At 46.1% G+C, this 12,776-nt stretch carries 14 protein-coding genes; 5 read left to right on the top strand and 9 right to left on the bottom strand.

Translation table 11 applies throughout. The features are described 5' to 3' along the window. Positions 1-38 precede the first annotated feature (38 nt). Together phnX and NQ505_RS25250 are read right to left on the bottom strand one after the other, a co-directional pair. Complete coding sequence (gene phnX, locus NQ505_RS25255) at positions 39-824, bottom strand: phosphonoacetaldehyde hydrolase (RefSeq protein WP_008998749.1); 786 nt, start codon at positions 822-824, stop codon at positions 39-41. 37 nt (positions 825-861) lie between these two features. Further along, positions 862-2,199, bottom strand: coding sequence for a DUF5690 family protein (locus NQ505_RS25250; protein WP_004296790.1), 1,338 nt, complete (start codon positions 2,197-2,199; stop codon positions 862-864). Between the two features lie 187 nt (positions 2,200-2,386). On the opposite strand from NQ505_RS25250, the gene NQ505_RS25245 reads away from it, so the two are divergent. Further along, entirely contained in the window at positions 2,387-3,268 is an 882-nt protein-coding gene (locus tag NQ505_RS25245; protein ID WP_008998748.1) for a hypothetical protein, read from the top strand. Positions 3,269-3,378: 110 nt separating this feature from the next. Here NQ505_RS25245 and rseP read toward each other — a convergent pair whose 3' ends face one another. The 7 genes from rseP to tsaB form a co-directional block, all read right to left on the bottom strand. Next, positions 3,379-4,734 (bottom strand): RIP metalloprotease RseP, encoded by a 1,356-nt coding sequence (gene rseP / locus NQ505_RS25240; protein ID WP_004296792.1) that lies wholly within the window; start codon positions 4,732-4,734, stop codon positions 3,379-3,381. A gap of 129 nt (positions 4,735-4,863) precedes the next feature. Continuing rightward, the gene (locus NQ505_RS25235) at positions 4,864-6,033 is read right to left on the bottom strand and encodes a 1-deoxy-D-xylulose-5-phosphate reductoisomerase (RefSeq protein ID WP_004296793.1); all 1,170 of its coding nucleotides are present in this window, start codon (positions 6,031-6,033) and stop codon (positions 4,864-4,866) included. Positions 6,034-6,047: 14 nt separating this feature from the next. After that, a complete protein-coding gene (locus NQ505_RS25230; RefSeq protein ID WP_004296794.1) occupies positions 6,048-6,908 on the bottom strand; it encodes a M23 family metallopeptidase in 861 nt (286 codons plus the stop codon). A 96-nt stretch (positions 6,909-7,004) separates the two neighbouring features. Then, positions 7,005-7,547, bottom strand: coding sequence for a ribosome maturation factor RimM (gene rimM, locus NQ505_RS25225; protein ID WP_004296795.1), 543 nt, complete (start codon positions 7,545-7,547; stop codon positions 7,005-7,007). Then, complete coding sequence (gene murA, locus NQ505_RS25220) at positions 7,544-8,848, bottom strand: UDP-N-acetylglucosamine 1-carboxyvinyltransferase (protein ID WP_008998747.1); 1,305 nt, start codon at positions 8,846-8,848, stop codon at positions 7,544-7,546. The genes rimM and murA overlap by 4 nt, the downstream gene beginning before the upstream one ends. A 29-nt stretch (positions 8,849-8,877) precedes the next feature. Next, on the bottom strand, positions 8,878-9,489 hold the full coding sequence (locus NQ505_RS25215; protein WP_004296797.1) for a DUF4290 domain-containing protein: 612 nt from the start codon (positions 9,487-9,489) through the stop codon (positions 8,878-8,880). 36 nt (positions 9,490-9,525) lie between these two features. After that, positions 9,526-10,215 carry a tRNA (adenosine(37)-N6)-threonylcarbamoyltransferase complex dimerization subunit type 1 TsaB gene (gene tsaB / locus NQ505_RS25210; protein WP_008998746.1) on the bottom strand — a complete coding sequence of 230 codons (690 nt, stop codon included), beginning with the start codon at positions 10,213-10,215 and terminating at the stop codon, positions 9,526-9,528. An 89-nt stretch (positions 10,216-10,304) separates the two neighbouring features. On the opposite strand from tsaB, the gene NQ505_RS25205 reads away from it, so the two are divergent. The 4 genes from NQ505_RS25205 to nadD all read left to right on the top strand — a co-directional run bounded on the left by NQ505_RS25205 (position 10,305) and on the right by nadD (position 12,773). After that, positions 10,305-11,186, top strand: a complete 882-nt coding sequence (locus NQ505_RS25205; RefSeq protein WP_008998745.1) for a YicC/YloC family endoribonuclease — start codon at positions 10,305-10,307, stop codon at positions 11,184-11,186. A 43-nt stretch (positions 11,187-11,229) separates the two neighbouring features. Continuing rightward, positions 11,230-11,796, top strand: coding sequence for a guanylate kinase (gmk, locus tag NQ505_RS25200; protein WP_008998744.1), 567 nt, complete (start codon positions 11,230-11,232; stop codon positions 11,794-11,796). A 49-nt stretch (positions 11,797-11,845) separates the two neighbouring features. Beyond that, positions 11,846-12,130: a YciI family protein gene (locus NQ505_RS25195; RefSeq protein WP_008998743.1), complete on the top strand. Its 285-nt coding sequence runs from the start codon at positions 11,846-11,848 to the stop codon at positions 12,128-12,130. Positions 12,131-12,203: 73 nt separating this feature from the next. After that, positions 12,204-12,773: a nicotinate (nicotinamide) nucleotide adenylyltransferase gene (gene nadD / locus NQ505_RS25190; protein WP_008998742.1), complete on the top strand. Its 570-nt coding sequence runs from the start codon at positions 12,204-12,206 to the stop codon at positions 12,771-12,773. Positions 12,774-12,776: the final 3 nt, after the last annotated feature.

The raw sequence follows: 12,776 nt of genomic DNA, 5'->3' as shown, positions 1-12,776 counted from the left end.
TTTGTTTCTTTTCTGATTGTTGGGTGCGGGCTTGAATGTTAGTTGCCGGCGTTGATCGTTTCAATCAGTGCGGGAAGTTCTTCGATAGTGCGTATCACGTAAGAAGCTCCTGCGGCAAGCATGCGCTCTTTGACATCGGCGATGCGGGCTTCGAGTTCGGAGGCAGGCATTGATTTTGTTTCTGCTTCGGTAAGTGCCATTTCATTGCTGCCGAGAATCACGCCTACACTATACACTTTCGCGTTCACTCCTTCGAGAATATCGGCAATCGTATCACCCACTTTTATAACGGCGTCGAGGCTGGGGACTGCTAATTTCGTCAGGTTCTCAAAAATCATGTAAGGAGCGGGACGTCCGGCAGGAAGTAGGTTGGGAGTGGCGCAATAATCCACGTGGTATCCTTTTGCCTGTGCGGCGGGGAGAACTACATCCATCATTTCGCGGGTATAGCCGGTGGTCGATCCTATTTTAATACCTGCGGCACGCAATTTTTCCAAAGTTGGGATTACTCCCGGAATAGGGTCTGTGTAGTTTTCGAGAGAGGCGAAGAGATGCTTCTCGAAAAGGCGGTTTAGTTCTACCACGTCTTCTTCCGTCCAGGCGCGTTGGTAACAGGCGGTAAACTGTTCGTTCACGTCAGACATGGAAAGTAGTTCGCGGATGTGTTGAATTTTGGGTAGTCCCATTGGTTTGCGGGTCTGTACAACATCGATTACCAGTCCTTTTTCGGCAAATGCTTCGATAAAAGCAGCCACGGGGGCAAAACATCCATAGTCAACGGCTGTACCAGCCCAGTCCATAATAATACATTCAATCTTTTTCATTCTTGTTTCTATATAATATTGGTTTATTCGTCAGAAATTAGTAAGAAGCGAGGGAGGGGACGGGGCAAGATTCATTCCCGCGTATTTCACCCTGTTTCCCTTTTCTGTATTTTTGTGTCAGATAAATCATTGCTAAGGTGAACGCAAAGGTGCAGACGATTCCTACTGTCCCTGCCATCGTATTGTAGAATTCCAGCCAATTTAAATCCGGGTTGAAACATTCTTTCACTACCAATACCACCACTGTGCCTGTGTAGCCGATGGAATCGACCATCGCTATGAAGAAACCTACATTTCCCTTGATGCGGAAACAGGCGATGAAGCGGTCGAAGAAAATGGTTTGAAAGCTCAAGTAGGAAAAATAGAGGCAGAGGCTCTGGATAAATAACCACACGAGCGGAGAAAGTTGCAGGGTATGGTAGTTGAATGCCACAGTGCTAAGTGTGATTGCTCCCGCAATGACAAGGGTCAATAGAACGGAAAGTACTTTGATGTGGCTTTTCATCACTGCCAGGGTGGCGAAAATAGCCAGGATAATCAGTGTGACTACACCGTCCACTTTGGCGAATACCCACGGGGAAAGTCCGGCGGCATTGACGTCTATGATTTTCACCAGAAAGTCTTCCTTGACATCTTGCAAAACGGTGAGAAAGAGGTTGGCGAAGAAAAGCAGTGTCAATATGGGAGCAAAGCTGCGGAACAGGTTCCAGCGTTGTTGTTTGTTGAGAGTGACACGTTCCACACGCAGTGCTTTGTCTTCGGCAGTCGGTTTGGGCAGGTGATCGAGGATATAGCCCAGTCCTGCCAGCAAGGGCAATGCTACCGCACCGATCAGTGCAGGCATCCAGAATTCACTGACATGCAGGGTGTCGACAACGAAAAGTCCGATGGATTTGGCTGTGCCGCTACTGACTGCGATACTAAGTCCGAAAAGGGAAGCGAGCAGATCCGTCACCCGGCGTCCTTCGAGGAAGCTGAAGATGACTCCCCACATACAGCCAAGCGACAGTCCGTTGAAGAACAACGCCAACACATTGAACGGGCGGGGCAGGCATCCGAAAAGAACCAAAGAGAGTTCGGCCACTAAAATAGAAACAAGAATGAATTTCAGGCGGCCTTCTCTCTTCAGTTCGGAAATAAGTTTGATCCCGATAAACTTGGATACCATATATCCGAATATCTGGATGATGCTGGTGGCTATCTTATAGTCCATACCAAATAGTTCCATGCCGTCGAACGTGGCGGCGGTGAACGGTTTGCGTAGTGCGTAGACTAATGAATAGGATAGCAGTGCCGCTCCTCCCGCATAAAGGATAAAGAGTAAATCGGAAAGTTTCTTTTGGGCCGAAGGCGACAGTTTTTCTTTGAAATTCATAATGCTATTTTTTTGTTTCCGGTGCAAAAGTAGGGTGTCGGAGCGAACGAAAAAATGAATTTCAATGAATCATATTGTATATATGAGCCTTTAAGTGTACTGAAATATTAATGTAATATTCATGCAATACAAACATAATACCTTAGTCATTCCTTTGCAACGGAATCAATTAACAAACCGAAAAATCATGGACGAACTTACGGATATTTATAAAAGAATAGAGTACCTGCGCAACAACGGGGTGAAGATGAAAGAAATTGCCGACCGGGTGGATATGGCTCCGAGTGTGTTGTCTGCTTTGTATTCGAGTGTGCTTCCCGCTTATATCGACTTATTGAAAACACGCACACCGGACGAGGCGCTGGATGAAGCTTTGGCACTGGTGAATAATGTTTCCAAGAAACGCTTATTAAATAATGTGGGATCGGTGAGGCTGTTGCTTCAGGAGATGGAGCCGGACGTGCAGAGCGAGGCGGAGAATGGCAACTCTTTTATCAAGTTGCTGGGGAAAGAGGCGAAGGAGTCTGTGCAGGAGGTGTATAATTATAGCGGTATGTATCTTAGTTACAGTTTGTCGTCTTCTACGGATAGCTTGAAGATCGAGCCGTACATGATTTGTGCTTCCGAGAATAATGAGTATGTGAAGGTGGGGATGATTAATGCGTATAAGTCGGTGCATTGGGGGAGCGGGATTATCAGTAATCATCAGAACTCTTACCTGATGTTCAACGAAAGGGATTTGCCACAGTTTGCGCTGGTGACTATTTACCTGCAACTTCCGCATTATGAGTTTCCGAATATGCTGAAAGGGCTTTATCTCTGTCTGGACTACAATCATAATCCGATTGCGCGTCGTATTGTACTGGTGAAACAGTCGGATAGTACGGATGTTAATCAGTTTCTGGAGATGGAAGGGTGTCTGGTTCCGCGGGCGGAATTGACTCCGGAATTGGAGGTGTACTATAATTATACGTGTCAGGAGGGAGATTATATCAAAACGTGCACGGTGCCTTCACCTAAGTTGGATGAGACGGATTTGGAGAGAGAGAAGAAGATGTTGAAGATTTAAAGACAAACAACAATAAAAAAAGATCCCGGATGAAAATTGGTTTTTAAAACCTTTTTCATCCGGGATGATTCTTTTTATATGTTTTCTCTATCTTTCTATTGTTATATTCGCTAGAAGAAGAATCGCAAAATATCATTGAAGTTAGCCCATATCAACAGACCGAAGAGCAGAATCATACCGGTCATCTGGGCGTATTCCATAAACTTGTCGCTCGGTTTGCGGCGGGCTATCATCTCGTAGAAGAGGAAGAGCACGTGGCCACCGTCTAATGCGGGGATAGGGAGGATGTTCATGAAAGCCAGGATGATGGAAAGGAAGGCTGTCATATACCAGAACTGGTGCCAGTCCCAGGTAGCGGGGAAGATGCTGCCGATCGTTCCGAAGCCGCCCAACTGTTTGGCTCCTTCTTTCGAGAAGAGGTATTTCATGTTTCCTACATAGCCTTTCAGGGTTTTCACACCGAGGGAGACACCTGCGGGGAAGGATTCAAAGAAAGCATATTCTTTTTTTACCATAGGGAGCAGACGGTCTGTGACGAGACAGGCGGTTACACCCATCAGGTAGGCGGAGTCTACACGCATACTTAGCGTGTCTGTTGCACCGTTACGCACATAAGTCAGCGTGATTAGACGTGGATCTATGCTGTCTTTGAGCAGGGTTGCTTCGTTTTTCTTACGTTCTGCCATCGCTTCTTTGAAGTCGGAGAAAGAGATCGGTGTTCCGTTCAGGGCGATGATGCTGTCACCTGCCTGGATTCCTGCTTGTGCGGCAGGAGAGTTCACCATTACGCTGTCTATAACGTACGGGAAACGGTAGGAGGCGAAGCGGACACTGTCTGCCAAGAGGCGTTGCATCAGGTCTTCCGGGATATAGACGGAGGCTTTTGCCCCGTTACGGATGACGCTTACTTCGCGTGCATCGGCAATCTGGCTCAACATGTCGCCGTCATAACGTTCGAAAGGAACACCGTCGGCAGAAAGGAGGATATCACCGTCCTGGAAACCTACCGCTTTGGCAGTCTCGTTGAATTCCATACCAAGAGGGGCTTCCTGTACCTTTATATATTGGTCGCCCCATGCAAAAAGAATCATGGAGTAGATGAACAGTGCCAACAGGAAGTTGAACAGTACGCCACCCACCATTATCAGCAGACGTTGCCACGCCGGCTTGGAACGGAACTCCCACGGTTGTTCGGGTTGTTTCATCTGTTCGGTATCCATCGACTCATCAATCATGCCGGCTATTTTGACATAACCGCCCAATGGCAACCAGCCTACTGCATACTCTGTGTCACTTTTCTTGGGTTTGAACTTAAAAAGGGTGAACCAAGGGTCAAAAAATAAGCAGAATTTTTCTACACGCACCTTAAACAAACGGGCAAAAAGAAAATGCCCGCCTTCATGAACGATAACGAGCAAGGATAAGCTCATAATCAATTGCAGGGCACGAATCAAAAATGTTTCCATATAGTCTATTTACAGTTTAAAGCCTTCAACTAATTCTCTACCGAAGAGAGGATATAAAGGCTATTTTCAATTTATATTAATACTAATCAATTTCTTTATTTTCTTTGTTCATCAATGGGATGAAGCGGATCATATCAGACTGGCTGCTATTTTCCTTGCTTCCGCATCCGTAGCTACATAATCGTCGTATGTCGGATTGGCGATGAAGGCAACCCGTTCCATTGTTTTCTCTATTACGTCGCTCATGCCGAGGAAGCTGATGCCGTCTTTCAGGAAAGAGGCTACCACTACTTCATTGGCAGCATTGACGATACAGGGCATATTCCCTCCGCGGTACATCGCTTCGTAGGCGAGTGCCAGGTTGCGGAACCGTTTCGTATCGGGTTGCTCAAACGTCAGATTCGTGCATTGGGAGAAATCGAGTCTGTCGAAAGAAGAGCTGATACGGTCGGGGTAGGAGAATGCGTACTGGATGGGCAGGCGCATATCTGGCATCCCAAGTTGTGCCTTGACAGCTCCGTCTTCAAACTGCACCATCGAGTGGATGACTGATTGCGGATGCACCACCACTTCGATCTGGCTGGGCTGAACACCGAACAACCATTTGGCTTCGATCACCTCAAAACCTTTATTCATCATGGAAGCGGAGTCGATTGTGATTTTTGCTCCCATTTCCCAGTTGGGATGTTTCAAGGCTTGCGTCTTTGTGACGGATTTCAGCTGTTCCAAGGTGCAAGTGCGGAACGGACCTCCGGAGGCTGTCAATATCACTTTCTCGATCGGGTTACCCACTTCTCCCGCTAAACACTGAAAAACAGCAGAGTGTTCAGAGTCTACCGGCAGAATCGGAGTGCGATATTGTTGTGCCAACTGATTAATCAGTTCGCCCGCTACTACCAATGTTTCTTTATTGGCCAACGCAATCGCTTTCTTGGCGCGGATGGCGTTGATGGTTGGTTTTAGTCCGGCATAACCGACCATGGCTGTCAACACCATGTCGATGGGGCCTGCTTCTACAATCTGACAGATAGCGTCTGTGCCTGCGTACACTTTGATGGGCAGGTCGCTCAATGCTTCTTTCAGTTCGGAATACTTTTCTTCGTTGGCTATCACTACCACTTCCGGCTGGAACTTCCGTGCCTGGGCAATCAGTAGTTCCACGCGGTTGTTGGCTGTCAGCGCATAGGCTTCGTACAGGTCGGGATGTTCTTCGATGACTTGCAGAGCCTGCGTCCCGATGGAGCCTGTTGAGCCTAGGATAGCTATTTGTTTTTTCTTTTTGTTAGTCTCTATATTCATTTTTCTATTATCACTTAAAATACGATGTATTTTTCGGGATTTACCGGATGACCTTTATACCAAAGTTCGAAATGGAGGTGCGGCCCTGTACTAAGTGTGCCGCTGTTTCCTACCAGAGCGATGGCTTCCCCTCCTTTCACGCGTTCACCTTCCTTTTTCAGGAGGGAGCCGCAGTGTTTATAGATTGAAATTAAATCCTGGTTATGTTGTACGCCAATCAGATAACCTGTCTCGGCGGTGTATGTACTTAGGATGACGGTCCCGTCCATGGTTGCCAATACACTTTCGTTGGGATTGGCGGCGATGTCGGTGCCGTAATGTTTCTTCTCGGCATTGAAGTGGTCGGACACCATACCTCGTGTCGGACGGTATAAAATGAGTCCGGTCACGTCCGGTTGGGAAGTGATGGAGGTCAGGTTATATTTTTCATTCTCTTCATACTGACGGCGGAATTCTTCTTCCCGTTTGGTACGTTCCATCAGTGTGTCTTCGCGGGCAGTGGTCAGTGAATCGAGTGTCTGCACGCTGTCGATGGATACTTTTCCACTGAAGATATCCTGAATGTTCATGATGTAAAGATTCTGCTTGTTGAGCACTTGTTGTAAAGAGTCTACACGCAGGGCATTGTCCACGATTTGTGTACGGACTTCACTGTTCATGTATCCGGGGAGGTAGTTGCGCAGCGGGGTGAAGGTGATGATGCAGGAAGCGATCAGGAAAAGTACCGCCAGCACGCAAAGTAATACGGAAAGTCCATTGAGCTTGGATACGCGAAGTCCGACAATTTCTTCAAGTGTATTTTCATTAACGATCGTTAGTTTATACTTGAACTTGAAATTTTTCCAGAAAGCTTTACTTCGTCTTCTCTTTGGCATCTCGGGTATTTACTGTTTTTACTATTTACTATTTACTATTTACTATTTACTATTTACTATTTTCAGTGGATGAGCGGCTCATCGTTTGATTCGTTCTCACCGGTCATCTTCCAATTCCTCCAGATTGAGCAACCCTTCGGGAAGTTCCACCGTGATGAGTTTCTGTTTCTGGTCTATTCCTACGATAAATTCCTCCTGGGCGGGAACGAGCAGTTCCTCTTCTTCCGCTCCTTCAACCACGAAAAGGGTGTTTACCGTAGTGGTATCTACATCTATGACTTCTCCCAGAAGTCCGTGATGGATGTCTTCCATCTGGAAACCGATAAAGAAGTTCCAGGATAATTCGCCATCTTCCGCTTCTTCGGCGTGTTTCACGGGGAAGTAGACTTCAATGTTGGTGAACATTCGGGCACGTTCGGCACTGTCGACTCCTTCCAGTTTCACCAAGGCGGTGGAGTCTGAACGGAAGCGGTATTCTTCGATGAAGAAAGGCACGAAAATGCCATCGAGCAGACATATCAGGTAATCACAGTCCACACGGTCGAAAATATCGTCCGTGAAGGTAAATTGCAATTCGCCGTGGATCCCGTGCGGTTTATTGAATAATCCTATCTTGTATACTTCTTCTTTCTTTATCATATCCGGGTGATTCTGGCTCCGATAGCGTTCAGACGTCCTTCGATGTTCTGATAACCACGGTCTATCTGTTCGATATTACTAATGGTACTGGTTCCTTCGGCGCTCATGGCGGCAATCAGAAGGGCGATACCGGCACGTATATCCGGTGAAGTCAGGCGGGCGCCGCGCAGCTTGAAGCCGTGGTTGTGTCCGATGACTACGGCACGGTGAGGGTCGCAGAGAATGATCTGTGCACCCATGTCAATCAGTTTGTCCACAAAGAACAGGCGGCTTTCGAACATTTTCTGATGGATCAGTACGCTGCCTTTGGCTTGTGTGGCTACAACGAGCATCACACTTAGCAAGTCGGGAGTCAGTCCCGGCCAGGTGGCGTCGGCTATCGTCATGATGGAGCCGTCGATAAATGATTCTATCTGGTATGTTTCCTGTGCGGGAACGTAAATATCGTCTCCTCTCTGTTCGAGCTTGATGCCCAGACGGCGGAAGCTCTCGGGGATGATTCCAAGATTTTCGTAAGAAACATTCTTGATGGTAATTTCGCTTTTCGTCATTGCCGCCATGCCGATGAAGCTGCCCACTTCAATCATGTCGGGCAGTACGGTGTGTTGCGTGCCGTGCAGTTCTTCCACGCCTTCGATGGTGAGCAGGTTGGATGCGATACCGCTGATTTGGGCTCCCATCCGGTTGAGTAACCGGCAGAGTTGTTGCACGTAGGGTTCGCAGGCGGCATTGTAAATGGTGGTCGTACCTTTGGCAAGTACGGCTGCCATGACGATGTTGGCTGTTCCGGTGACAGATGCTTCGTCCAGTAGCATATAGCTTCCCTGAAGTCTGTCGGCCGTTATTTCGTAGATACCCCGCTCTTCGTCGTAGCGGAAGTCGGCCCCTAAATTCTGAATACCTACAAAGTGAGTGTCCAGACGGCGGCGACCGATTTTATCTCCTCCCGGCTTGGAAATCAATGCCTTGCCGAAACGTGCCACCATGGGACCTATAAGCATCACAGAGCCTCGCAGACTGGAACATTTCTTTAGGAATTCATCGCTTTCCAGATAAGCCAGGTCTACATTTTCTGCTTTAAAACTATAAGAATCAATGCCTTTCTTCGCAACCGTCACTCCCATCTCCCGCAAGAGCTGAATCAGGTTGTTGACATCAAGAATGTCAGGTATATTGTTCACCGTCACTTCCTCTGCGGTCAGCAACGTGGCACAGATTATCTGCAAAACTTCGTTTTTAGCTCCTTGCGGGTGGATTTCTCCGCTAAGCCGATGTCCTCCTTCGATTACAAATGAAGCCATTAATTTTTTTAGTATTAAGTATAAAGTGTTTAGTATCTTCTTTTATTGTTTTGACGATTGTTGGTATAGTTCGTCTTCGGACGGTAGTTCTGATTCAGGCGTTCTGCCATCAGCCGGACGATATCGTCGGTCATTTGGAGTTCCCCGTTGGACAGTTCGTACAGGTCTTCGGCAATCTTTTTGTCGTCCACTGTATCTTTGTTCCATGCCAGGTAATCCTTTTTCATGTGGTTGCAGATAAGGGCAATCAGGTTTCTCTTTTCGTTTCCTTCAGGGAATTCGATCGCTTTTTTTATCAGTACTTCCAGCGTATGTCCGTAGTGACGGTAACGCATACGGGCAGTGGAGTAGGGGATATGGTCCGGGCGGGTCACCAGATTGTCCTTGCGGATGATTTCATACGGATAGTCAATATCCAGCTCAAAACCGGACATGATAGCCAGGTGGTCCCAAAGCTTGTGCTTGAAATCGGGTACATCACGCAAATGGGGGAACATATTTCCCATAATGTTGATGATGGTGTTAGCACAACGCTGGCGTTCTGCACGATCCTGAATGGTCAACGCATAATCTACCATGTTCTGGATGCTACGTCCGTATTCGGGAAGCGGCATTCTTTTCTGTTGAGTATTGTATTGCATTTGTTAAATTAAAATTGAGAATTAAAAATTAAAAAATTAAAGAAGCTTTTTCGGCATGGAGGCAACGAATTCTTTCAGGTAGAAAGGTTCGAAGTAAGCCACGTCTTTATAATCTTCATCGGCCACTGCTTTTTCTGCCAGTGGGAACATCATTTTAGCTAGCGGATGGATATTGTCGATAAAATGTGCGTTCGGATGCGTGATCTGTTCGCGGCATTTGTCGGCTCCGTTTCCAAAGAAATAAACCGGTTGTTCGTTCAGGAACTCCAGGTAAGAGTTCTCATCTACGATGTCGGCGGCAACTGTACGTTTCACTTGTAGACGACGGTCATAGACGGCTGCATATACTTCCATGCGGCGGGCGTCGATCATCGGACAAAGCAAAGCGTTTTCGGGCAAGTCGTGATACAACAGCACCGGAACACTCAATACTTCCAGCGTCGGGATACCGATTAAGGGTATATTGCGCCCGTAACAAACTCCTTTCGCCATAGAAACCCCGATTCGGAGTCCGGTGTACGAACCCGGTCCACAACTCACTGCAACGGCATCCAAAGGGATGGCATGACTGTCTATGAACGACAATGCTTCATCTACAAAAACTCCTAAAGACACGGCGTGTGAAGGGCCTTTCAAGTCTTCTTTCACAAAAATCGTCTGTCCGTCTTGACTGGCCGCTACCGAGCAAACAGAGGTAGAGGTTTCAATATTCAGTATACACGACATAAAAATCAGCTTATTAAATTGTCGCAAATTTACATGATTATTTCCAATTCTTAAAATATTCGTGTACTTTTGCACAAAACTTTAAGGTTATGATACAGTCTATGACAGGATACGGTAAAGCTACGGCCGAACTTCCTGATAAAAAAATAAATGTAGAAATCAAGTCGCTCAACAGCAAGGCAATGGATTTGTCCACTCGCATCGCTCCGGCGTATCGTGAAAAAGAGATTGAAATCCGTAATGAGATTTCTAAAGTTCTGGAACGTGGAAAAGCTGACTTCAGCCTGTGGATAGAGAAGAAGGAGGGCGCGGATGCTGCTCCCATCAATAAGGATGTGCTGAAAAGTTATTATAGCCAGCTGGAATCGATAAGCCGCGAACTGGAGATTCCTTGTCCCGCACCGGAAGACTGGCTCCAACTATTACTCCGCATGCCGGACGTGATGACGAAAACGGAAATTCAGGAACTGACGGAAGAGGAATGGAGCATGGTGCATGCTACCATACTTGAAGCCATCAGTCATTTGGTCGATTTCCGCAAACAGGAGGGGGCTGCATTGGAAAAGAAATTCCGTGAGAAGATTGCCAACATCAACAGTTTGCTCGAACAGATTACTCCTTACGAGAAAGAACGTGTAGAGAAAGTGAAGGAACGCATCACTGATGCTCTCGAAAAGACGTTAAGCGTAGACTACGACAAGAATCGTCTGGAACAGGAACTGATTTACTACATCGAAAAACTGGATGTCAACGAGGAAAAACAACGTCTTAGCAACCATCTGAAATATTTCATCAGCACGATGGAAAGTGGTAGCGGACAGGGTAAGAAGCTTGGTTTTATCGCCCAGGAAATGGGTCGGGAGATCAATACGTTAGGCAGCAAGTCCAATCATGCTGAAATGCAGAAGATCGTAGTTCAGATGAAGGATGAACTGGAACAGATTAAGGAACAGGTGCTGAACGTGATGTAAAACAGTATCTATCATTTTTAATTCTTAATTCTTCATTAAACTTATGACCGGTAAGCTAATTATTTTCTCTGCTCCGTCGGGTTCGGGCAAATCTACTATAATCAATTATCTGCTGACGCAGAACTTGAATTTAGCGTTTTCTATTTCTGCTACCAGCCGTCCTCCGCGTGGAACGGAGCAGCATGGGGTTGAATATTTCTTCCTTACGCCGGAAGAGTTTCGCCAACGCATTGAGAACAACGAATTTCTGGAGTATGAGGAGGTATATAAGGACCGTTATTACGGAACGCTGAAAGCGCAGGTAGAAAAGCAATTGGAAGCGGGTCAGAATGTGGTGTTTGACGTAGATGTGGTTGGCGGATGCAATATCAAGAAGTTTTATGGCGATCGTGCGTTGTCGGTGTTTATCCAGCCGCCTTCGGTGGAAGAATTACGCTGCCGGTTGGAAGGACGCGGAACGGATGCGCCGGAAGTGATTGAAAGTCGCATCGCTAAGGCGGAATATGAATTGGGTTTTGCTCCGCAATTCGATTGTGTGATTGTCAATGACGATTTGGAAGCTGCTAAAGCGGAAGCTTTGAAAGTTATCAAAGAGTTTTTAAATTCTTAGGGTTTTCTAAATGAGTATCTCTTCATAGAGAAACTAAAAGCATTAGAATATGTTTGTGTTAATTTTGACCTATAAAGCTCCTATCGAAAAAGTACTCGAATTATTGGATGCACATTGTCGTTTTCTTGATAAATATTATAATGCTGGAAACTTTCTTGCCTCTGGTCCACAAATTCCTCGTACAGGAGGTGTGATTCTCTGCCGGGCTACAGATAGGGTAGAGGTGGAAGAAATAATTAGAGAAGATCCTTTTAACGAAATTGCTGATTATCAAATTATAGAGTTTGAGCCCAATAAGTCGATAGAAGGATTTAAAGATTTGCTGAATGTGTAAGTTCTATTTTCTCATTTGAGCAAATCGCAGTAATTGAATCATCCATAAAGGTGACTCTAAAATTGATTATATAATGACTAAACTTAAAACCGGAATCTTCAGCGGATCATTCAATCCGATTCACATCGGACATCTTGCTCTAGCCAACTACCTTTGCGAGTATGAAGGGTTGGATGAGATCTGGTTTATGGTGAGTCCACAGAACCCTTTGAAAGCACAGGAGAAGTTATGGAATGATGAATTACGTCTCGAACTGGTAAAGTTGAGCATCAGTGACTATCCTCGTTTTCAGGCTTCAGATTTTGAGTTTCATTTGCCTCGCCCCTCATATAGTGTATATACGTTGGAGAAACTGCGCGAGACATTTCCCGATCGCGAGTTTTATTTCATTATCGGTTCCGATAATTGGGAACGTTTTGGATATTGGTATCAGTCCGAACGTATCATTAAAGAGAATCAGATTCTTATTTACCCCCGTCCCGGCTTTCCCGTCAAAGAGGAGGAATTGCCGGAAACGGTGCGTCTCGTTCATTCCCCTGTATTTGAAATCAGTTCTACTTTTATTCGAGAAGCATTGGATGCAGGGAAAGATGTTCGATACTTTGTGCATCCAAAGGTCTGGGAGACTATAAAAGAAAGATAATAT

Source organism: Bacteroides sp. D2, assembly GCF_025147085.1.
Lineage (GTDB): Bacteria > Bacteroidota > Bacteroidia > Bacteroidales > Bacteroidaceae > Bacteroides.
The sequence above is the reverse complement of the archived record's forward strand: the minus strand, read 5'-3'. Positions and strand labels throughout refer to the sequence as shown.

Bases quoted from the DNA above. Each gene is read 5' to 3' on its own strand.
- NQ505_RS25195 (WP_008998743.1), top strand. From the start codon at position 11,846: ATGTTTGTGTTAATTTTGACCTATAAAGCTCCTATCGAAAAAGTACTC.
- phnX (WP_008998749.1), bottom strand. From the start codon at position 824: ATGAAAAAGATTGAATGTATTATTATGGACTGGGCTGGTACAGCCGTT.
- NQ505_RS25235 (WP_004296793.1), bottom strand. From the start codon at position 6,033: ATGAATATAGAGACTAACAAAAAGAAAAAACAAATAGCTATCCTAGGC.
- nadD (WP_008998742.1), top strand. From the start codon at position 12,204: ATGACTAAACTTAAAACCGGAATCTTCAGCGGATCATTCAATCCGATT.
- gmk (WP_008998744.1), top strand. From the start codon at position 11,230: ATGACCGGTAAGCTAATTATTTTCTCTGCTCCGTCGGGTTCGGGCAAA.
- NQ505_RS25250 (WP_004296790.1), bottom strand. From the start codon at position 2,199: ATGAATTTCAAAGAAAAACTGTCGCCTTCGGCCCAAAAGAAACTTTCC.
- NQ505_RS25215 (WP_004296797.1), bottom strand. From the start codon at position 9,489: ATGCAATACAATACTCAACAGAAAAGAATGCCGCTTCCCGAATACGGA.
- NQ505_RS25205 (WP_008998745.1), top strand. From the start codon at position 10,305: ATGATACAGTCTATGACAGGATACGGTAAAGCTACGGCCGAACTTCCT.
- rimM (WP_004296795.1), bottom strand. From the start codon at position 7,547: ATGATAAAGAAAGAAGAAGTATACAAGATAGGATTATTCAATAAACCG.
- NQ505_RS25245 (WP_008998748.1), top strand. From the start codon at position 2,387: ATGGACGAACTTACGGATATTTATAAAAGAATAGAGTACCTGCGCAAC.
- rseP (WP_004296792.1), bottom strand. From the start codon at position 4,734: ATGGAAACATTTTTGATTCGTGCCCTGCAATTGATTATGAGCTTATCC.
- NQ505_RS25230 (WP_004296794.1), bottom strand. From the start codon at position 6,908: ATGCCAAAGAGAAGACGAAGTAAAGCTTTCTGGAAAAATTTCAAGTTC.
- murA (WP_008998747.1), bottom strand. From the start codon at position 8,848: ATGGCTTCATTTGTAATCGAAGGAGGACATCGGCTTAGCGGAGAAATC.
- tsaB (WP_008998746.1), bottom strand. From the start codon at position 10,215: ATGTCGTGTATACTGAATATTGAAACCTCTACCTCTGTTTGCTCGGTA.